This is a genomic window from Pseudonocardia sp. TMWB2A (genome assembly GCF_017312135.1).
Window position 1 is genome coordinate 3179451 of the sequence record NZ_QKQY01000002.1, and the last position, 21226, is coordinate 3200676.

The window sequence follows — 21226 nt, forward strand, 5'->3', positions numbered from 1 at the left end:
CTCGGACCCTTCACTCCGACACGGTGTCGGATGCAGCTCTGTGAACTGATGATCCGTCTCGCCGCGCCGCCGTCGCCTACCGTTGACCCCTCTGCTGGGGGCGCATACCTTCGGACGCTCGAACGCCGACGCACCGATGTGACCGGGGGACTGACGTGACCACCGACCTTGCGGTCGTCACCCGCGGCCCCGTCCGCCGGTGACGGCCCCGCGAGCCCGGGGACCGGGAGGCCCGGACCTGCCGACCGGGGTGGTGGCCGACGGCCTCCAGCAGGTCGTCGACGCGCTCGCGGCGAGATTGGGCCGGTCGGTCGCGGTCGACGACGGCCGGGGCCGTCTGGTCACCGTCAGCCGGCATTTCGGTGACGAGGACGACATGCGTGTCCACGCACTCATCCGGCGCGAGTCGGACCCGCGGGTCATGGCGCACTTCCGCGCCCATGGCATCTACGACTGGCGTGCGCCGGGACGGACCCCGGCGGCCCCGGACTTCGGCTTCAAAGCCCGTGTCGTCTGTCCCGCGCGGGCGCACGGCGTGCCCTTCGGCCACCTGTTCCTCATCGACGACGGAGTGCAGGAGTGGGAGGTCGACCTCGCCGCGGCGGCCGCCGCCGAGGTCGGGCTGCTGATGTACCGGCGGCTGGTGATCCACGAGCAGGACGGCCGGCGGCGTGGGGAGCTCGTCCGTGACCTCGTCGCGCCCGCCGCCACTACGCGTGCCCTCGCCCGCAGGGCGCTGGGTGCCGAGCTCGGCGTCGAGGGGACCGCGCCGGTCGTCACGCTGGTGGTCGATGTTGCCGAGGCCGGGCACGAGACGGACGTGTGTGAGTCGGGTCTGGCCGCGGGAGTGGAGCGGGCCGCCCGCGACCACGGGATCTCCCGCCCCCTGCTGTCCGTGGTGGCGACCAGGGCCGTCCTCGTCCTGACCGGCGAGGCGACCATGACGGGGACGCCCCGCTCCGTGGCCACCCAGGCGGTCGCGGAGGCGGCGAGGCTCTGCCGGAGCCGGGTCGTCGCGGGCCTCGGGAGATCCGGTGTGGGGACTGATGCCACCGTCGACTCCTACGACGTCGCCCTGCTGACCGTGCGCGCGGCGACAATGCTCCCCGCACTCGGCGACATCGTCGGCGAGGACGACCTGGGGGTCTTCGCCGTCCTGCTGCGCCTACCCGACGACGAACTCCGACCGTCGCTGTATCCGGGTCCGCTGCGCAATCTGCTCGCCCACGAGTCGGGGCCCGGCCTGGCGGAGACGCTGGAGGTCTACCTCGACGAGGGCTGCGAGGCGACCCGGACCGCCGCGCGCCTACAGATCCACCGATCGACGCTGTACTACCGACTCGGGCGGATCGAGTCGTTGTCCGGGGTCTCGATGCAGGACGGGAACGGGCGGTTGGCGCTGCACATGGGCACCAAGCTGCGGCGCATCGTCGAGGCCCGCAGCGGCGGGCGGACCTGAGACCGACACCCGTCCCGACGGCTCGTCCGTACCGTGAGACGGGATGCGTGGGCGCGCGGAGCTCCCCGGTCCGGAACGGGAAACTCCGGATGATCGTCCGGCGTCCGACCTGGATCTGATCGAGCAGCTGCGGCGGAGCCAGAGCCAGAGCCAGCATGTTCACGAATGGTCATGGCCGTCGCACGTGCGGTGGAGCTGGGCGCCTGCGGTGGCAGGAGATCAGCAGGACACCGAACGGTACCCGCCGCCGGGTCTACCAGGATCAGCGTGCCGTGGGCACAACGGGCGACGACGAGTCCGCCGTCGGTCACCACCAGGGTCGATGATCAAACGCGTGCACGGCAGTGTCCACAGCGTCGCGCAGATGGCTAGGACCCCGACGCGGACGGGTCCGATCCCACGAACCGGGACCAGCAACTCGTCGCCCAGGAGTGCCACCCGCGCTCCACGACCCGGTGCGACCGGGCGGCGCTGCGATCAGGTGGGCGGAGCGGCACTCCCAGATCTCGATCATGCGCCCCTCGGTCGCCGTGTCGCGCGGCCCGCCCTCCGCCGGGCCCGCGGTCACCCCGGAGAGGAAGAGCTGTTTGCCGACCTGTTGGCCCTGGTCGACGGTCACGCCGAGGGCCAGCGGCGGCCGATTCGGCATTCGAACGACAGCGATCTGTCCGATCGGCGATGAGCGGCGTGAAGACTCATTGACCGGTTGGCTGGAGCAATCGTGGAGCAAGGCCCCTGCACGGGGCTGAATCCAACGACATCAAACCGCACCGTAACGCACCACCTGGCCTGCAAGGACGTGCGTTTCCCCTGGTCAGGGTCACCGTGAAAAGACCCTGGGGGTCAAGGGGTCGCAGGTTCAAATCCTGTCGTCCCGACGGTCGAACTGGGGCGGTTTCTCCTGTCGGAGGGGCCGCCCTTTTCGCTGTCTGCCTGGGGATACTCAGTACTTCGATACTCACAACGGTGATCTTCGGGTGCGATCGCCTACGGGGTCATTCCATGATCGAACCCCCGTTGTGTGCGCCCTGTGTGTGCGAGGGGTATTCGGTATGTGCGCCGAACGCCTCGCGGGCCCGCGCCGCAGCACGCGCCTCGGCCTCGGCCGCGTCGAGCGCGTCCTGCATCGCGTCCACGGCCTCCCCGGTTACGTCGGCGGTCAGGTAGGAGCACACGTCCGAGGTGATCGAGACGGCGCTGTAGCGCAGGGTCTGGCTCACGATCGGCAGGAGGACTCCCCCCCCCCCGCGATCATCATTGACGTCGCGAGGTGCCGCAGTTCATGCACCCGCACCCGGGGGAGTCCCGCCGCGTCGGTGAGCGCCCGGAACTTCCGCAGTACGTACTCCGGGCGCAGCGGCGCGCCGTTCTCCCGGGCGAACACCAGGTCGTGACCGGCAGAGGCCTCGCCCCATCGCGCCCGGTCGCGGTCGTGCCGTTCACGCTGACGCCGCAGTGCCTCTACAGCCCGCGCGCGTTGCGCCGGGCCGCCCCGAGGGTTCCTCCCGCGCGGGCGTGGATCGTCGAGGCCTTGTCGTCGGCGAGGAGCGGGCCCGGCTGGCCCGGACCCTGGGCGCGCACGTGTTCGCCGAGCGGGCCCGCCGCGGGTGGACCCAGGCCCGGCTCTCCGAGCTGTCGGGTGTGGGGGTCGGGCTGATCGCTGACCTGGAGAACAGGCGGGCGCGTCCGTCGGATCGGACGACGGCCCGGCTGGCCGCGGCGTTCGCCTCGGACGGCGACGACCTGGCCCGCGCGGTTGAGGGCCCGTCCGTCGCCATCCACACACGGCGTAGTCAACCAGTGCCAGACCGGATCGCCAGATCAGTACGGTCGCCGGATGATCCTCGCCGCCGAGGCCGCCACCTCCGCCACCTCCGCCACCACACCCCTGTGGGTCACGGTCCTGACTCCGACCCTGACGCTCGTCGGTGTCCTGTGGACCCAGCGTGCGGCGGACCGTCGGGCCGATCGCGACGCCGAGCGTCGTATCGAGCATGAGCGCGAGCGTGCCCTTGTAGAGCGAGTCCACGTTCTGTACGCGGACCTGCTGAGAAAGCCATGGAGCTTCTCGAATCCGCTTCTGAGGGCACTGGCAGCTTCGATCGGACCTACATTGACTTCGTTGCCCTCCAGATTCAGGCCCAAGCGCTCGGTGAACCGTCTGTTGCTTCGATGGCAGGGGTCTTCTTCTCGAAGACCAACGAGCTGGATGAAGCTCGTCGTTCTGTCGATCGTGGAAAGCTGCCGCCTGCCTGGGAGGCTGCTCTCGATTCGGCAGTAGACCACCAAACTGCCCTTATCGAGGTTATCCGGCGAGAGCTGGCGGTCCGTCCTACCCGTCTTGCCCGTTGAGCTTGTCGATAAACGAGCCGAACGAGTCCATGTCGTACTCGCGCTTGGCATCGAACCTGCACCCCGGACCGATGGCAACCCTCCATCGAACCCCGGCACGTCGACGGTCGTCGTCGACGTGCCGGAGAACGCGCCCGGCGCCCGTGACCCCTCGTCAGGGCGCGGGCACCGTGCCCTGACGACCCCCGGCGGAGGCCCCGGAGGTGGCGGTGACCATCTCGACGTGCCGGGTGTCGGGCAGGCCGAGCGTGCACAGCGCACTGACCAGGGCCAGGAACGCCAGGTAGAAGCCGATGGCCGTGCTCCCGTAGGACGCGACGAGCGCGGTGGCGACCAGCGGTGTCACCGCGCCGCCCAGCACCCCGGCGAGGTTGTAGGCCAGTCCTGCTCCGGTGTAGCGGTACTGCGCGCTGAACAGCTCGGGGAGCATCGCCCCGACCGGCCCGTAGGCGAATCCGACCACCCCGAGCACCAGGCACATCCCGAGCCCGAACGACCAGACGGTGCCGATGTCGAGAACGGGGAAGGCGATCAGCCCGACGACCACGGAGGCGAGGTTCCCGGTGAGCACGAGTCGCCTGCGCCCTCGCCGGTCCGAGGCCACCGCACCGATGATCGTGGTGACGGCGAAGACGGCACCGCCGATGATGCCCAGTGCGAGCACCGTCGTCCGCGGGTGCTCCAGCACCGCGGTCCCGTACGTGGTCAGGTAGGTCACGCCGATGTAGAAGAACGCGAAGACGGTCGTCGTGACGAACGCGCCGAGGAACACCTCACGCGGCTGGCGGGTGACCGCCTCGAGGACCGGCAGCTTCGCCACCGAGCCGGACGCCTTCGTCGCCTCGAACGCGTCCGACTCCTCGATCCGGAGCCGGACGAACAGTCCCACCCCGATCAGCAGGGCGCTCCCGATGAAGGGCAGACGCCAGCCCCAGGCGAGGAACGCCTCGTCCGACATGGTCAGTGCGGTGACCAGGAAGGTGGCGCTGGCGAGGGAGAACGCGACCGACGGCCCCAGCTGGGGGTACAGCGCGTACTTCCCGCGCTGGGCCTTGGGGGCGTTCTCCGCGGTGAGCAGCGTCGCCCCCGCCCACTCGCCGCCGACCGCGAGGCCCTGCAGGATCCGCAGGACCACCAGCAGGATCGGTGCGAGGGCGCCGATCGCGCCGGTCGAGGGCAGCAGCCCGATCGCGACGGTCGACGCCCCCATGAGCAGCAACGTCGTGACCAGGGTGCGCTTGCGACCGATCCGGTCGCCGAAGTGTCCGAACAGGACCGACCCGAACGGTCGGGCGACGAACGCGACGCCGAAGGTGGCCAGTGCCAGCAGGGTTCCCTCGGCCGCCCCCAGCTCGGGGAAGAAGACCTTGTTGAACACCAGCGCCGCGGCGGTGCCGTAGATGAAGAAGTCGTAGAACTCGATCACGGTGCCGGTCATGCTCGCGAAGGCGACACGGCTCATCGGGTTGCGCTGCGTCGCGCCGGTGGAGGTCATGGTCTGGGCTCCGTAGGGATCGTCACCGCGTGGAGGTCACCGTGGTCGGCGTGGGCCGGGACGGTCGCGAGCTGCTCTCCGGAGCCGAGCTCGTCGATCGCGATCCGGCGCATGCGGAACTTCTGGATCTTTCCGCTCGCGGTGGTGGGGAAGGAGTCGGTCAGGCGCCACAGCGCCGGGATCTTGGACCGGCTGATGCGGCCCGTGCAGAACTCGACGAGCTCGGATACGGCGGGTTCGGAGCCGGGGTTCGGCCGGACCCAGGCCATGACCTGCTCCCCGTAGTAGTCGTGCGGGACGCCGATCACCTGGGCGTCGCTGACCCCCGGATGGCCGCGCAGTACCTCCTCGATCTCGCCGGGGTGGATGTTCTCCCCGCCGCGGATGATGACGTCCTTGATCCGTCCCACCACGGTCACGACCCCCCGCTCGTCCATGACGGCCAGGTCGCCGGTGCGCATCCAGCCCGCCGGATCGATCGCCTCGGCGGTCGCCGCGTCGTCCGCCCAGTAACCGCGCATGACGCCGTAGCCGCGGGTGTACTGCTCGCCGGGTGTCCCGACGGGCACGACCCGGCCGGTGGCGGGGTCGACGATCGTGACCTCGACGTGCGGGGTCGGCCGTCCGACGGTGTGGTCCCGCACGTCTGGCGGGTCCTCGGGCAGCGTCTGGGTGGAGATCGGCGAGGTCTCGGTCATGCCGCACACGGTGGACAGCCGCGGGACGTGCAGCCGGTCGCGGATCGAGGCCAGCAGCTCCGGCGGGCACGGTGCGCCCCCGATCAGCCCGCCACGCAGCGAGCCGACGTCCGAGCCGGCCAGGTCCGGGTGTTCGAGCAGCGCGCGGAACATGGTCGGCACGCCGTAGACGGCCGTGCACCGCTCGGCGACGATGCTCCGCAGGGTCCGCCGGGCGTCGAAGGGCCCCCCGGGCAGGACCAGCGTCGCACCGTGCGAGCCAGCACCCAGCGTGCCGAGCACCATCCCGAAACAGTGGAACAGCGGTACCGGCACACAGATCCGGTCCTGCTCGGAGAACCCGGCCTGCGCACCGACGAGGTGGCCGTTGTTGAGCAGGTTGTGGTGGGTCAGGGTGGCGCCCTTGGGCCGGCCGGTCGTGCCCGAGGTGAACTGGATCGCCACCGGGTCGCCGGGATCGACCCGCCGCTCGGCCTCCGCGACCCCGGTGGGCTCCGCGGCGTCGAACTCGGCCCAGTCCCGCTCGAAGGTCACCGCACCCTGCAGCTCGGGGCAGGTCGTCGCGACGTCGGCGACCAGCTCGGCGCAGTCGGTCCCGCGGTACCGCGCGGCGTGGAAGAGCAACCGGGTGCCCGAGTGCCGCAGCGCCTGGCCGAGCTCGGCCCGCTCGTAGGTCGGGTTCAGCGCGACGAGTACCGCGCCGATGCGCGCCGCCGCGTACTGCAGGACGACCCACTCGTGGCGGTTCGCCGCCCACACCCCGACCCGGTCGCCGTGGCCGATGCCGCGGGCGTTCGGCGGCCCGCGGACCGATCGGGACCGTCAGTACGCGATGAAGAGGATCTCGTCGCGGCTGTACTCGTGGCCGGGGTGGAACTCGGCGAGATGTTCCTGGGTCAGGCGGACCAGGTCGTCCTCGTCGGTACCGGTGATCCGGGCCCCGCAGGGACAGGTCAGGTTTCGCTTCATGGTCGTCCCATCGTGACGTGACATCGGTCCACCGCGGATGCCGGCGGACGCCCGATCCCGGTCCGGGCGCCTCGCCCGGGGGAGCGGACGCCGGTTCCGCCGGGTGTCCACGGTGCACCCTGCTCAGCTGTCGGCGCCACCGGGCGCCGGGGAGAGCCGCGCGTAGCGCGACCGGTGGTCGTCGGCGGTGCCGAACTCGCGTTCGACGACGGTCAGCCGGGTGAAGTGATGGCCGATGGCGAGCTCCTGGGTCATCCCCATCCCACCGTGGAGCTGGACCGCGTTCTGACCGACGAAGCGTGCCGCCCGGGCGACGGTGACCTTCGCCGCGGACACCGCGCGGGCGCGCTCGGCGGGCGGTGCTTCCAGGCGCAGCGTGGCGAGGTAGGTCGCCGACACCGCCTGTTCGAGCTCGAGGTACATGTCGACCATGCGGTGCTGCAGGGCCTGGAACGAGCCGATCGGCTGACCGAACTGGCGGCGTTCCTTGGTGTAGGCGACGGTGTCGGCCAGCACCGTCCGCAGGGAGCCGACGGCCTCCGCGCAGACGGCCGCGACCGCCTCGTCCAGCGCGGGGGACAGCACGGTCCAGCCCTGTCCCTCGTCGCCGAGCAGCGCATCGGGCGGGAGCCGGACGCCGTCGAGCTCGAGGTCGGCCGCGTGCCGGTCGTCGATCGTGCGGTAGGGGTGCACGCGCATCCCGGCCGGCGGCGCGGCCGCGTCGAACGGTACGGCGAACAGGGAGATGCCGTCCTCGTCGCGACGGTCCCCGGCGGTGCGGGCGCTCAGCAGCAGGTGCGTGGCGTGCGGTGCGCCGACGACGACGGCCTTGGCCCCGTCCAGCACCCAGTCCCCGCCGTCGCGGCGGGCGGTCGTCGTGACGTCGTGCGCGGTGTGGCCCGATCCCGGTTCGAGCAGGGCGGGCGCGATCCGGGCCCCGCCCGAGGCGAGGGCCGTGAGGAGCGGAGCGGCGTCCACCCGCCGGAGCACGCCGCCGCCGAGCACCACGCTCTCCACGTAGGGCTCCAGGACCCGGGCCCGGCCCAGCTCCTCGGCGATGACCATCGTCTCGACCGGGCCGCCGCCGGAGCCGCCCACGCTCTCGGGCAGCGCCGCGCCGAGGATGCCCAGCTCGTCGGCGAAGGCCCGCCACAGCTCGGGCCGGTGACCGGCGTCGGAGCCGAGGGCCGTGCGGCTGGTCGCGATGTCGTGCCGGTCGGCGAGGAAGCCGGCGAGCGCGTCGCGCAGCAGGGTCTGCTCCGCGGTGAGGGTGAAGTCCATCAGAGTCCCAGAGCTGCCTTCGCGATGATGTTCCGCTGGATCTCGTTGCTGCCGGCGTAGATGGAGCCGGCCCGGTCGTTCAGGTAGCGCAGCGGCGCGAGCGCCTGCCAGGCCTCGCCCCCGACGTAGCCGTCGGCCGGTGGTGCGAATTCGGAGACCGCGCCGCCCGGGCTGGTCGCGTGCGGCTGGTAGGCCCGGCCTCGTGGCCCGGCCGCCTCCAGCAGCAGCTCGGTGAGGGTCTGGCTCAGCTCCGTCGCCAGGATCTTCAGCATCGACGAGGCCGTGCCCGGGTTGCCGCCCGCGGCCACGGTCGACAGCACCCGGAACTCCAGGACCTCGAGCACGTCGATCCGGATGCGGGCGTCCGCCAGCCTGTCGGCGAACACCGGCGAGTCGATCAGCGGTCGCCCGTCGGCACCGGGCTGGGTGCTCGCCGCGCGGGCCACCTGCTCGGCCATGACCTGCAGGCCGGGCGCGGCGGCCACCCCGCCGCGCTCGAACTCGAGCAGGTACTTCGCCACCGTCCAGCCGTCGTCGATGCGGCCGATCACGTTGGTCTTGGGCACCCGGACCCGGTCGAAGAACTCCTGGTTCTGCACGACCTCCCCCGAGGTCATGACGAGCGGGCGGACCTCGATGCCCGGCGAGGTCATGTCGATCAGGAGGAAGGTGATGCCCTGCTGCTTTCTGCCAGTACGGCTGGTCCGCACCAGGCAGAACATCCAGTTGGCCTCGTGCGCGTGCGTGGTCCAGATCTTGCTCCCGCTGCACACGAGGTGGTCGCCGTCGTCCTCGGCCGTCATCGACAACGAGGCCAGGTCGGAGCCCGACTCGGGCTCGGAGTAGCCCTGGCAGAAGAAGATCTCGCCGCTGAGGATCCGCGGCAGGAAGTATGCCTTCTGCTCCGGGGTCCCGAACTCGACGAGCACGTGGGCCACCTGGGAGATCCCCATCGGTGACAGGGGCGGCGCCCCGGCGAGCACGGACTCGCGGGTGAACAGGTAGTGCTGGGCGACCGACCAGTCGCAGCCGCCGTGCTCGACCGGCCACGCCGGGGCGGCCCAGCCGCGTTCGTGCAGGATCGCCTGCCACCTCATGCTCGCATCGTGATCGGCGTACACGCTGGTCATCAGGCTGCCGGCGCGCCGCAGGTCCGGTGTGAGCCGCTCGTCGAGGAACGCCCGGACCTCGTCCCGGAACGCCAGATCCTCCTCCGACCACCGAAGATCCATGTCTGTGCCACTCCCGCCGCCGTGCCGTCGGCCGGAAGCTAACACGTGTGGACAACGCTCACCTAATGCCAATAGGCTGCGGCTCGTTCGCGGTGACGGGGCCGTGGTCGAACCGGACCCCGGCCGTACCCCCCCCGGCATGAGGGAGCACTTCCATGGGCAGGCTCGACGGCAAGGTCGTGTTCATCACCGGAGCGGCACGGGGGCAGGGACGGTCCCACGCCGTCCGGTTCGCGGAGGAGGGGGCCGCGGTCGTCGCGGTCGACATCTGCGAGCAGATCCCGACCGTCTTCTACCCGATGGCCACCAAGGACGACCTCGACGAGACCGTCTCGCTCGTCGAGGCCGTGGGTGGCCGGATCGTCGCCCGCGTCGCCGACGTCCGTGACCGCGCGGCACTCCAGGACGCCCACGACGCGGGTGTGCAGGAGTTCGGCCACATCGACACCGTCCTGCCGAACGCCGGGATCATGCCGGTGATCAACGAGGGCGAGCAGCGTCAGGCCTGGTTCGACGGGATTGACACCCTGCTCACCGGGGTCTGGCACACCATGGAGGTCTGCCTGCCGGGGATGGTCGAGCGGGGCCGCGGCGGTTCGGTCCAGATCACCAGCTCCGCGGCCGGGCTCTCCGCGATCGGGCTGAGCACGGTCCCCGGGCAGGCCGCCTACTCGGCCGCGAAGCACGGCGTCGTCGGGCTGATGCGGCTCTACGCGTCCCAGCTGGCGAAGCACTCGATCCGGGTGAACACGGTGCACCCCACCGGCGTGAACACCCCGATGGTCGTCAACGAGCCCTACGGCGCGTTCACGGAGGCGTTCCCCGAGATCGCAGGCAGCCCGAACTACCAGAACCCCATGCCGGTCCCCCTCGTCGAGCCGGTCGACATCAGCAATGCGCTGGTCTACCTGGCCTCGGACGAGGGCCGGTACGTGACCGGGGTGACCTTCCCGGTCGACGCCGGCTACCTGAACCGCTGAAGGGACACATGCTCATGGACGTGCGGAACGAACTGCTGATCGACGGGGAATGGCGGAAGCCGGCGTCGCCGGTGCGGATCCCCGTCATCTCGCCCTCCACCGACGAGGTCATCGGTGAGGCGCCCGATGCGAACGCCGACGACGTCGACGCGGCCGTGCGGGCCGCCCGCCGCTCGTTCGACGAGGGCGTGTGGCGGCACCTCCCGATGGCCGACCGGGTCGACGTGCTCGCACGCGCGATCGACCTCATCGAGCCGAGGCTGGACGAGATCGGGCGACTGGTCACCGCGGAAATGGGGCTGCCGAGCACCTTCGCCGCCATGCAGATCCCCGGCGCCATCGGCGTCGGCAGGTTCTTCCTGGACGTCGCGCGCGGCAGCAGCCTGACCGAGCTCCGCACGACGATGCACGGACCGGCCGCCGTCATCAAGGAGCCGGTCGGCGTCGTCGCCTCGATCGCGCCGTGGAACGGCCCGTTCAACATGGCCGTCTCCAAGCTCTGGCCCGCCCTGGTCAGCGGCTGCAGCGTCGTCTACAAGCCCGCTCCGGAGACCCCGCTCGACGGGTTCTTCATCGCCGAGGCGCTGACCGAGGCCGGGGTCCCGGCCGGGGTCTTCAACTACATCACCGGGGACCGCGACGCGGGCCGCGCCCTCGTCGCACACCCGGGTGTGGACAAGGTCAGCTTCACCGGGTCGACGGCGGCCGGGCGCCAGATCGGCAGGGAGTGCGGTGGCAGCTTCAAGCGGCTGCAGCTCGAGCTCGGCGGCAAGTCCGCCGCGATCGTGCTCGACGACGCCGACCTCACCACCACGATGACCGGGCTCGCCACGGGGTCGTTCTTCAACACCGGCCAGGTCTGTGCCGCCTACAGCCGGGTCCTGGTCCCGGGCAACCGCTACGACGAGGTCGTCGGCGCCCTGGTCGCGACCGCCGAGTCGTTCGTGGTCGGTGACCCGTTCGACCCCGCCACCACGATGGGCCCACTGGTGTCGAAGCGGCAGCAGGAACGGGTGCTGGGCTACATCGAGACCGGCCGGGCCGAGGGGGCCACCGTGGCCACCGGCGGTGGCGTGCCGGCCGGCATGGACACGGGGGCCTACATCCAGCCCACCGTCTTCACCGGGGTCGAGAACGGGATGCGGATCGCCCAGGAGGAGATCTTCGGGCCGGTCGCGTCGGTCATCCGGTACGACACGCTCGACGAGGCGATCGCGATCGCGAACGACTCGGAGTACGGCCTGCACGGCGCCGTCTTCACCGCGGACCCGGAGCGGGCCGCGCACGTCGCGCGCCGGGTCCGGACGGGCACGTTCAGCGTCAACTCCTTCACCTACAACACCGAGGCGCCGTTCGGCGGGATGAAGTGCTCGGGGGTCGGTCGCGACACCGGTCCGGAGGCCATCGACTCCTACTACGAGCTGAAGGCCGTGAACCTCACCGAGGAGACGGCGCCGCTTTTCTCCTGACCCACCCGTCCACCACGACTCCTGGAGAACGATCGTGAGCGGTACCGTCGTCGATGCCCTGACCTGGTGGGCCCGCACCGTCCCGCACCATCCCGTCATCGACTTCGACGGCGACGTCGTCACCTACGCCGAGCTGGACTCGTGGTCGGACGGGGTCGCGACCGGGCTGCGCGAGCGCGGGATCGGGCGCGGTGACCGCGTCGGGATCGTGGGGGCGAACAGCCTCGAGTGGTGCGTGGCCGCCGTCGCCGCCTGGAAGACCGGTGCGGTGGCCTGCGGCTTCAACCAGCGGTTCCGGGCCGGTGAGCTGGCTGCACTCGTCTCCCTGTGCGAGCCGGCCGCGGTGTTCGGTGCCACCGAGCAGCTCGACGTGCTGCACGAGGTGCGCGACTCGGGCGCGGAGTTCACCGTGCTCGACCTCGGGGAGGTCGTCGGTGCGGCGCGTGGCGTCGCCCATCCGCCGGTGGGGGCCTTCGACGCCGACCCGGACGACCCCACGGCCATCGTGTTCACCAGCGGGACGACCGGCACCCCCAAGGGGGTGGTGTTCACCCACCGCACGATCGCCGGGGTCGTGCACGAGTGGTCGCTCGGCGAGCCGGTGGCACCGAACGACCTGCGCGTGCTGCTCGTCCTGCCGATGTTCACCGCGGCGGGGGTGATCTGGGGGCTCGCGCGCAGCGTCGTGCAGGGCGGCACGATGCACCTGCAGCCGCGGTTCGACCCGCCCCGGGCGCTGGAGGTCCTGCGCGACGCCCGGATCACCACCTTCACCGGCCCGCCGATCCTGTTCGAACAGGTGGCCGGGGTCGCCGGTTTCGCCGACACCCGCCTGGACCACCTCACGACGGCCTGGGTCGGTGGTGCGCGGGTCCCGGTCCCGCTGCTGGAGCGGTGGCGTCCCCGGGGTGTGGCGCTGCGCCAGATCTACGGTCAGACCGAGATCGGCGGAACGGCCACGGCCATGTCCGCCGAGGGGGCCGCACGGCACCCGGACCGGTGCGGCTGGGGCGGCCCCCTCACCCGGGTACGGGTCGTGGACCTGGAGGGGCGGGACTGCGCACCCGGTGAGGTCGGCGAGATCCTCCTGCGCGGTCCCGGGATGTTCCCCGGCTACTGGCGCAACGAGGAGGCGACCGAGCAGGCCCTGCGGGGCGGCTGGCTGCACACCGGAGACCTCGGCACGCTCGACGAGCAGGGGCTGCTCGCCTACGTGGACCGGATCGGCGAGATGATCAACTCCGGCGGCCTGAAGATCTCCCCGGCGGAGCTCGAGACGGTCATCGCCCAGGTGTCGGGGGTCGGGGAGGTCGCGGTCGTGCCCGTGCCCGACGCGAAGTTCGGCGAGACGCCGGCGGCGGTCGTGTGCGCCGACGGCGAGCTCGACCCGGCCGGTCTGGTGGCGTTCTGCAACGAGCGGCTGGCCGACTACAAGGTGCCCCGGTACGTGATCGCGCACGACGGCCCGTTGCCGCGCATGGCCAGCGGCAAGATCGCCAAGCGGGACCTGCGGGCGGCCTACGCCGACGCGCCCGCGCGGTTTCCCCGGGTGCGCTGAACGACCCGTGTCGCGACAGGTGTCGAGTCGTTACAGATGACTTAATCTGTCTCATCGATACCGAGCTGGGTGCCGCGGGCAGCCGGCCGAGGACACGGACTCGAAGGAGAGCCATGAGCGCGACGACCGAGCGGGACCCCCGGTCCACCGCCCACGCGGGTGCCGAGCGCGAGGTGCGGTGCCCGGCCGACGGCCGGGTCGTCGGCACCGTCTCGTGGCAGGGCGCCGACGACGTCGTCGCCGTGGCCCGGGACCTGCGTGCGGCGCAGCCCGCGTGGGAGGCACTCGGGCCGCGGGAGCGCAGCCGGCACCTGCGGCGCTGGCTGGACTGGCTGCTCGACAACGAGCGGCGGGTGATCGGCCTCGTCCAGGCCGAGACCGGCAAGTCGTGGTCCGACAGCGCGGTCGAGATGCAGGTGGCCGTCGACGTCATCAACTACTTCACCGGCAACGCGGAGAGGTTCCTGGCCGACCGCAGGGTCGCCCCGGCGGGTCTCCCCAACAAGGTCCGCCGGCTGCGGGTCCGCCACCGCCCCTACCAGCTCGTCGGGCTCATCACGCCGTGGAACGGCCCGCTCGCCGGGCCCATGATGGACGTGGTGGGCGCCCTGGTCGCCGGCGCCGCGGTGCTGAGCAAGCCCTCCGAGGTCACCCCGCTCACCTGGGCCGCCGCGGTCGAGGGGTGGAACGAGATCGGCGGGCCCCCGGTCCTGGCGGGCGTCATCGGCGACGGCACCGTGGGAGCCGCGGTCGTCGAGCAGGTGGACATGGTCATGTTCACCGGGTCCGTGGCCACCGGGCGGCGGATCGCGGCCCGGGCGGGCGAGCGGCTCATCCCGTGCAGCCTGGAGCTGGGCGGGAAGGACCCGATGATCGTGCTCGCCGACGCCGACCTCGAACGTGCCGCGGGCGGTGCGGTGTGGGGCGCGATGATGAACGGTGGCCAGGCCTGCATCTCGGTCGAGCGGGTCTACGTCGAGGCTCCTGTCCACGACGAGTTCGTCGCGAAGGTCGTCGAGAAGGTCCGCGCGATCCGCCAGGGCATGGACGCCCCCGGGGCCTTCGCCACCGAGATCGGCTCGATGGTGACCCCCGCCCAGCTGGAGGTCGTCGAGCGGCACGTCGCCGACGCCGTCGCCAAGGGCGCGCGGGTGCTCGTCGGTGGGCGGCGCGGAGCGGGGGAGGGCAGCTACTTCGAACCGACCGTGCTGGTCGACGTGGACCACTCGATGGACTGCATGCGCGAGGAGACCTTCGGCCCGACCCTGCCGATCATGAAGGTCGCCGACGAGCACGAGGCGCTGCGGATGGCCAACGACTCCGACTTCGGGCTGTCGTCCAGCCTGTGGACCCGGGACCGGCGCCGGGCGGACCGGCTCTCCCGGCTCATCGAGGCCGGGTCGGTCTCGATCAACAACGCACTCGTCGCCGTGTTCCAGATGCCGGTCCCGATGGGCGGCTGGAAGCAGTCCGGGCTCGGCACCCGCTTCGGCGGCGCCGAGGGCGTCCTGAAGTACTGCCGGCGCCAGTCGGTCGTCTCGGAACGCATCGAGCTCACGGCCGAGCTCAACTGGTTCCCGGTCGTGCCGGCCCGTTCGGAGCTGATGGGCAGGATCGTGCGGTTCCTCGGGGCCCACGACTGGAAGCGCCGCCTGGGGCGGTGAACCCGTGCTGCCGGGTGGTCGCGCGGCGACCACCCGGCAGCACGGAGGCCGCGGACCGTGCACGGGACCGGCCCGACGACAGGGGGGACCCTTCATGTCTCATGCTGGAACGGCGGCGACGCCGGTCGACCCGACCGGCCACCGTCCTCGGATCTGTCCGCTCTGCGAGGCGACCTGTGGCCTGCTCGTCGAGTTCGACGGCCGGCTCGCGCGCTCGGTCCGGCCGAACCCGCACGACCGGTTCAGCCACGGGTACGCCTGTGCGAAGGGGCTGGGGCTCGCCCGCCTCGACGGTGATCCGGACCGGCTGACCGTCCCCCTGGTCCGGCGCGACGGCCGGCTGCGGGAGACGAGCTGGGAGGAGGCCTTCGCCGAGATCGGGCGGCGGCTGCCGCCACTGGTCGCGGAGGACCCGCAGTCGGTGGCCGTCTACACCGGCAACCCCGCGGCCCACCACCTGGACCACACCCTGTACCTGCCCGCGTTGCTCGGCGCCATCGGCTCCCGCAACCTGTTCTCGCCGGCCAGCATGGACACGTGGCCGAAGAACCTGGTGACGGCGCTGCTGTACGGCACCGGGATCGGGATGTCGCTCCCCGACATCGACCGCACCGACCATCTGCTGCTGCTGGGCAGCAACCCGGTCGTCTCCAACGGCAGCACCGTCTGCGCCCCCGGGTTCGCCCGGCGGCTGGACGACCTGCGCGGGCGCGGCGGCACCCTGACCGTGGTCGACCCCGCACGGACCCGTACCGCCGAGATGGCCGACCGGCACCTGGCGATCCGGCCGGGCACCGATGCGCACCTGCTCATGGCGTTGCTGTCGGTCATCGACGCGCGGGGACTGGCCGACCCCGGCCCGGCCGGGGCCCACGTCGACGGCCTCGACGAGGTCCTGGCCCTCGCCCGCCCGTTCACCCCCGAGCGGGTGGCGCCGGTGTGCGGCGTCGGGGCGCGGGAGATCGAGGACCTCGCGATCGGGTTCGCGACGGCACCCGCGGCGGTGGCGCACTCCCGGATCGGCACCTGCACACAGGAGTACGGGTCCCTGGCCAACTGGCTGGTGGAGGTCCTGAACATCGCCACCGGCCGGCTCGACGTGCCCGGCGGGGCCATGTTCGCGACACCGCCGGCCGGTGGCCCGACGACCTGGCCGGGTGGTCCCGCCCGGCCGCAGTCCGGCCGCTGGCGGTCACGGGTCCGCGGGCTCCCCGAGATGCTCGGCGAGCTGTCCGTCGCCTGCCTGGCCGAGGAGATCCTCACTCCCGGCCCCGGGCAGGTCCGGGCGCTCATCACGATCGCCGGGAACCCCGCACGCAGCGTCCCCCGGAGTGCGGAGGTGGAGCGGGCGCTGCGCGAGGTCGGGTTCCTGCTCTGCCTCGACACCTACCTGAACGAGACGACCCGGCACGCCGACGTCGTCCTGCCGGCGCCGCACATGTTCGCGCACGGTCACATGGACCTGACCCTCAACCACTTCCAGATCCGCACCGTGGCGCGCTACAGCCCGCCGGCGCTGGACCCGGCCCCCGGGGAGATGCCCGAGTGGCACCAGGTGCTGAGGATCGCCGCGATCGTGCGTGGCACGCCGGACCTCGCGATCGAGACCATGGACGACGAGATCGCGGCCCAGGCCGCCCGGCGGGCCGGACGGCTGTGCGGCATCGGGGCCGAGGACGTGCTCGCGGCGGTGGCCCCGCGCCGCGGACCGGAGCGGCTGGTCGACATGCGGGTGCGCAGCGGGCCCTTCGGGGACCGGTTCGGAGCCGAGGCCGACGGGCTCACCCTCGCGCGCCTGGAGACCACACCGGACGGCGTCGACCTCGGGCCGCTCGAGCCACGGTTGCCGGACGTGCTGCGGACCCCGGGCTCGCGGGTCGACGTCGCCCCCGCGGTGCTCACCGGCGACGTGCCCCGGCTGTGGCAGAGCCTCCGCACCGTCCCCGCCACCGAGCTCCGCCTGATCAACCGACGGCAGCACCGCGGCATGAACTCGTGGCTGCACAACGCCCTGCCCCATCGCGACGACGGGCCCGGTGGCCTGATGATGCACCCGGCCGACGCGTCCCGCCTCGGCCTCGTGCACGGCGAACCGGTGCAGGTCGGGACCGGGTCCGGCACCGTCGTGGCCGAGCTGCGCGTGAGCGGGGACATCCGGCCGGGCGTGGTGAGCCTGCCGCACGGGTGGGGCCACACCGGCGAGGGGCTGCGGATGACCCGGGCGGCCGCGGCCCCCGGCGCGAACGTCAACCGGCTCGTCGACGACCGGCAGCTCGAACCGCTCACCGGGACGCCCGTCTTCAACGGCGTGCCCGTCACCGTGCGGTCCGCCGGGATCGCCGCCCCGGAGGGCGACCGATGACCCACGTGATCACCCGGACCTGCTGCAACGACGCGGCGTGCGTGGAGGTGTGCCCGGTCGACTGCATCCGGCCCCGTCCCGGCGACCCGGGGTTCAGCACGGCCGAGAACCTCTACATCGACCCGTCCTCGTGCATCGACTGCGGCGCGTGCGCGGAGGTCTGCCCGGTCGGCGCGATCGTCACCGACCGGGTGCTCGACGACGCGGGCCGGGCCGGCATGGCCCTGGCCGAGTCGTGGTTCGCTCAGGTGCACCCGCCCCGCCTGCCCGGTCGTGTGCCGGCCCGGACGACGCCCCGGCCGGCGGGCGGACTGCGCGTCGCCGTCGTCGGCACCGGCCCGTCCGGCTACTACGCGGCCCAGGAACTGCTGGAGCGCACGGCGGGCGAGGTGCAGGTGTCGATGTTCGACCGGCTGCCGGTCCCCGGCGGGCTCGTCCGCTACGGGGTCGCGCCGGACCACGGCGCCACCAGGACCTTCGGCGACGGGATGGAGCGCCTGCTGCGCCGTCCACAGGTCCGGCTCCACCTGAACGTCGAGGTGGGGCCGCACGTCTCCGCGGCGGAGCTGCTCGACCGGCACCACGCGGTGGTGCACGCGGTCGGTGCGGCGGGGGAGCGGCGCCTCGGCATCCCCGGCGAGGACCTGCCCGGGAGCCACTCGGCCCGCGACCTCGTCCACTGGTACAACGGCCATCCCGATCACGCCGGGTGGGCCCCGTCGCTGGACACGACGCGTGCGGTCGTGATCGGCAACGGCAACGTCGCGCTCGACCTCGCCCGCATGCTCGTGACCGACCCCGAGGAGCTCGCGACCACCGACATCGCGCCCCCCGCTCTGCACGCCCTGCGCCGCAGCCGGATCCGGGAGGTGCAGGTGGTGGGACGACGGGACCCGGCGCGGGGTGCGTTCAGCACCCCGGAGCTGCTGGGCCTGGACCGCATCGGTGGTGTGCAGGTCCTCGTCGCGGACTCCGAGGCGGTGTCCGGGCCTGCGCCGGAGTTCGCCGCACGGACGAAGGCCGAGGTCGTCGCCCGGTTCGCCGGGCGGGTCGCGGACCCCGCACGCCGCCGCATCGTGCTGCGGTTCGGGCGCACCCCGCGCGAGATCCTGGGCGGGGACGGGGTGCGCGCGGTCCGGTTCGGCACCGCGGACGGCGGGACGGAGGACGTGGAGTGCGGCCTGGTGCTGCGGGCCACCGGGTTCCGCGGCGTCCCGGTGGCGGGTCTGCCCTTCGATGACGAGCGGTCCGCCGTCCCCCACGAGGCGGGCCGGGTCCTGGCCGGCCCCGTGGGCCCGGTGGTGGCGGGCCACTACGTGACGGGCTGGATCAAGCGCGGCCCGTCCGGGGTGATCGGCACCAACCGGACGTGCGCCGCCGAGACCGTCGGCTCGCTGCTCGCCGACCACGCGGCGGGCGGGCTCGTCGATCCCGCGCCGACCGCGGCCGAGGACCTCGACCGGCTGCTCGCGGCCCGCAGGCCGGAGCGGATCGGCCTCGCCGGGTGGCGGGCGATCGACCGCGCCGAGCGGCTCGGCGGGCGCGGGGCCGGCGCCCCGCGCCGCAGGATCGTCACGGTGGAGGGCCTGCTCGCCGCGGCCCGTGCGGAGCCCGGTCACCGGTGACCCGGTCCGTCCGGTGTGGACGGTCCGGGTCGTGCCCCGGTGGTCCCGCGGCGGGTGGCGCCGGGGGCCGTCGCTAGGGCCGCTCCGGCCCGGCCGCGCGGCCGTCGGCGTCCTCCGCGACGTGGCGCAGGAACGCGAGCAGGTTCCCGGTGAAGACGTCGTTGTCGTCGCCCGCGACCATGTGCCCGGTGCCCTCGACCTCGAGATACCAGGCCGACGGCACCAGGTCCAGGAACTCGCGGGCGCCGTCCCGGCTGACCACGTCGGACCCCGTCCCGCGCACCAGCATCGTCGGCACCCGCAGGCTGCGTGCGGCGGCCACGGCCCTGCGCTCGTTCAGGTCCAGGGTCTCCGGGGCGGTCTGCCGCTCGGCCACCATCCGGGGATCCCAGTGCCAGTACCAGCGGCCGTCACGGTGGCGCAGGTTCTTGCGCAGACCGGCGGGGTCGCGCGGCCGGGGACGGTGTGGGTTGTAGGCGGCGACGGCGTCGGCCACGGCATCGAGGGAGGCGAACCCGTCGTGTCCGGCCCGCATGAACCGGGTCACCGCGGAGGTGCCGGTCCGCTCGGTCCGCGGCGTCACGTCCACCAGGACGAGCCCCCGCGCCAGGCCGGGGTCCTCGCCGAGGGCGAGCAGGGACGTCATCCCGCCCAGTGAGGCACCGACCAGGACCGGTGGCTCGCCGAGCCGTTCGACGGCGGCACGTAGGTCGCGGACGTGGGCGTCGAGCAGGTAGTCCCCGTCCGGGGCCCACCCGCTCTCGCCGTGTCCACGCAGGTCCAGCGACAGCACCGCCCAGCCCGCTCCGGCCAGCCGACGCGCCGTCCGCCGCCAGGAGTGCCGGGTCTGGCCACCGCCGTGCAGCAGCACCGCGGCGCCGCGCCGGTCCCGGCCGCTCGGTGCCCGGAGGTCGCCGACCAGCACGATGCCGTCGCTCTCGATGCGGACCACGGTGTCGTCCGGCTCGTTGCGGACGTCGGTCGAGGCGCTCACCGGGCGCCTCCCGAGGTCGCCGAGGGCCATTCGGGCACCAGGTGCATCCGGTCGTCGACCCGGTCGCGGAAGCGGGCGGGCCGCTTCTCGAGGAACGACGAGACGCCCTCCGCGACGTCACCACCGCGGCCCAGCTCGTCGATCACCAGGGTCTCCAGCCGGTGGGCCTCCCACGGGTCCGCGGCCCCGAGCATGCCCCAGAGCAGCCTGCGGGACAGCCCGACCGAGGCGGCCGAGGTGTTGTCGGCGATCTCGGCCGCCAGCGCGAGCGCCACGTCGAGGAGCTCCGCCCCGGGCACGACGCAGGAGACCAGGCCACCCGCGAGTGCCTCGTCGGCGCCGAACACACGCCCGGTGCTCACCCACTCCATCGCACGGGAGATGCCGACGATGCGCGGCAGGAACCAGGTCGACGCGGCTTCCGGGACGAGGCCGCGACGGGCGAACACGAAGCCGAAGCGCGCGCTGTCGGACGCGATCCGCACGTCGGACGGGAGGGTCATGGTGGCCCCGACCCCGACGGCGGCCCCGTTGACGGCGCTGATGACCGGTTTGCGCGAGGCGGCGATCCGCAGCGCGACGACGCCCCCCAGATCCCGGGCCACACCGTCGATCGTGCCGTGTCCGGTGGCCGCGTCCGGCGGGCCGAAGGCGAAGGTGTCGGTGCCCCGTCCCAGGTCGGCCCCGGCGCAGAACCCGCGCCCGGCCCCGGTGAGCACCACGGCGCGGACGGCGTCGTCGGCGTCGGCCCGGTCGAGGGCACCGACCAGCTCGGCGGCCATCGTGGAGGTGAACGCGTTCATCCGGTCCGGCCGGTCGAGCGTGATCACCGCCGTGGCGTCACTCCGGTCGTACCGGATCTGCGTGGTGTGCGCGGTGTCGGTCGTCGTCATGGCCTTCCTCCGGCTGTCGTGGCCCGTGCCGGGCGAGTCGAACGGTTACGACGGTGTCGGTGGCCCGAGCCAAACCATAAGGCTGTAGGTTTTCTACCGCGCGGCACGGCGGTCCGGTAGGGGCGGTGCCGCTCAACATGGTGAGACATATGACGTTGAGTGTCGCAGAGACCGGCGGATAGCGTCCGGCACTCC

The 21226-nt window shown here is 72.6% G+C and carries 16 protein-coding genes, 1 tRNA gene and 1 pseudogene; 10 read left to right on the forward strand and 8 right to left on the reverse strand.

The genetic code is table 11. The features are described 5' to 3' along the window. Positions 1-199: 199 nt before the first annotated feature. Both DMP17_RS29905 and DMP17_RS29910 read left to right on the forward strand, forming a co-directional pair. Positions 200-1459, forward strand: a complete 1260-nt coding sequence (locus DMP17_RS29905; RefSeq protein WP_337831264.1) for a PucR family transcriptional regulator — start codon at positions 200-202, stop codon at positions 1457-1459. A 793-nt stretch (positions 1460-2252) separates the two neighbouring features. Next, a tRNA-OTHER gene (locus tag DMP17_RS29910) sits at positions 2253-2334 on the forward strand. Positions 2335-2454: 120 nt separating this feature from the next. Here DMP17_RS29910 and DMP17_RS29915 read toward each other — a convergent pair. Beyond that, positions 2455-2679 (reverse strand): hypothetical protein, encoded by a 225-nt coding sequence (locus DMP17_RS29915; protein WP_226349876.1) that lies wholly within the window; start codon positions 2677-2679, stop codon positions 2455-2457. 361 nt (positions 2680-3040) lie between these two features. Here DMP17_RS29915 and DMP17_RS46510 point away from each other — a divergent pair. After that, positions 3041-3199: pseudogene (locus tag DMP17_RS46510) on the forward strand (helix-turn-helix domain-containing protein); the annotation flags it as partial. 97 nt (positions 3200-3296) lie between these two features. Further along, entirely contained in the window at positions 3297-3740 is a 444-nt protein-coding gene (locus DMP17_RS29920) for a hypothetical protein (RefSeq protein WP_337831265.1), read from the forward strand. A gap of 225 nt (positions 3741-3965) precedes the next feature. On the opposite strand, the gene DMP17_RS29925 is transcribed toward DMP17_RS29920, so the two are convergent. The 5 genes from DMP17_RS29925 to DMP17_RS29945 form a co-directional block, all read right to left on the reverse strand. Beyond that, complete coding sequence (locus DMP17_RS29925; protein ID WP_337831266.1) at positions 3966-5306, reverse strand: MFS transporter; 1341 nt, start codon at positions 5304-5306, stop codon at positions 3966-3968. Further along, positions 5303-6787, reverse strand: a complete 1485-nt coding sequence (locus DMP17_RS29930; RefSeq protein ID WP_226349883.1) for an AMP-binding protein — start codon at positions 6785-6787, stop codon at positions 5303-5305. Before DMP17_RS29930 ends, DMP17_RS29925 begins: the two co-directional genes overlap by 4 nt. 39 nt (positions 6788-6826) lie before the next feature. Further along, entirely contained in the window at positions 6827-6973 is a 147-nt protein-coding gene (locus DMP17_RS29935) for a DUF1059 domain-containing protein (RefSeq protein ID WP_226349873.1), read from the reverse strand. Between the two features lie 123 nt (positions 6974-7096). Then, positions 7097-8254 (reverse strand): acyl-CoA dehydrogenase family protein, encoded by a 1158-nt coding sequence (locus tag DMP17_RS29940; protein ID WP_226365414.1) that lies wholly within the window; start codon positions 8252-8254, stop codon positions 7097-7099. Next, positions 8254-9486 carry an acyl-CoA dehydrogenase family protein gene (locus tag DMP17_RS29945; RefSeq protein WP_337831267.1) on the reverse strand — a complete coding sequence of 411 codons (1233 nt, stop codon included), beginning with the start codon at positions 9484-9486 and terminating at the stop codon, positions 8254-8256. The genes DMP17_RS29940 and DMP17_RS29945 overlap by 1 nt, the downstream gene beginning before the upstream one ends. Positions 9487-9641: 155 nt before the next feature. On the opposite strand from DMP17_RS29945, the gene DMP17_RS29950 reads away from it, so the two are divergent. From DMP17_RS29950 to DMP17_RS29975, 6 genes are all read left to right on the forward strand, one after another. Then, positions 9642-10466, forward strand: a complete 825-nt coding sequence (locus tag DMP17_RS29950; protein WP_226349870.1) for a mycofactocin-coupled SDR family oxidoreductase — start codon at positions 9642-9644, stop codon at positions 10464-10466. A gap of 20 nt (positions 10467-10486) precedes the next feature. Further along, positions 10487-11935, forward strand: a complete 1449-nt coding sequence (locus tag DMP17_RS29955) for an aldehyde dehydrogenase (protein ID WP_443217921.1) — start codon at positions 10487-10489, stop codon at positions 11933-11935. Between the two features lie 34 nt (positions 11936-11969). Next, positions 11970-13493: a class I adenylate-forming enzyme family protein gene (locus DMP17_RS29960; RefSeq protein ID WP_337831269.1), complete on the forward strand. Its 1524-nt coding sequence runs from the start codon at positions 11970-11972 to the stop codon at positions 13491-13493. Between the two features lie 113 nt (positions 13494-13606). After that, positions 13607-15157, forward strand: a complete 1551-nt coding sequence (locus tag DMP17_RS29965; protein ID WP_337831270.1) for an aldehyde dehydrogenase family protein — start codon at positions 13607-13609, stop codon at positions 15155-15157. Positions 15158-15251: 94 nt separating this feature from the next. Next, positions 15252-17519, forward strand: coding sequence for a molybdopterin dinucleotide binding domain-containing protein (locus DMP17_RS29970; RefSeq protein WP_226356735.1), 2268 nt, complete (start codon positions 15252-15254; stop codon positions 17517-17519). Then, on the forward strand, positions 17516-19144 hold the full coding sequence (locus DMP17_RS29975; RefSeq protein WP_226365410.1) for a 4Fe-4S binding protein: 1629 nt from the start codon (positions 17516-17518) through the stop codon (positions 19142-19144). The genes DMP17_RS29970 and DMP17_RS29975 overlap by 4 nt, the downstream gene beginning before the upstream one ends. A 73-nt stretch (positions 19145-19217) precedes the next feature. Here DMP17_RS29975 and DMP17_RS29980 read toward each other — a convergent pair whose 3' ends face one another. Together DMP17_RS29980 and DMP17_RS29985 are read right to left on the reverse strand one after the other, a co-directional pair. Continuing rightward, entirely contained in the window at positions 19218-20138 is a 921-nt protein-coding gene (locus DMP17_RS29980; RefSeq protein WP_337831271.1) for an alpha/beta fold hydrolase, read from the reverse strand. Next, positions 20135-21031, reverse strand: coding sequence for an enoyl-CoA hydratase-related protein (locus DMP17_RS29985; protein ID WP_337831272.1), 897 nt, complete (start codon positions 21029-21031; stop codon positions 20135-20137). Before DMP17_RS29985 ends, DMP17_RS29980 begins: the two co-directional genes overlap by 4 nt. Positions 21032-21226: the final 195 nt, after the last annotated feature.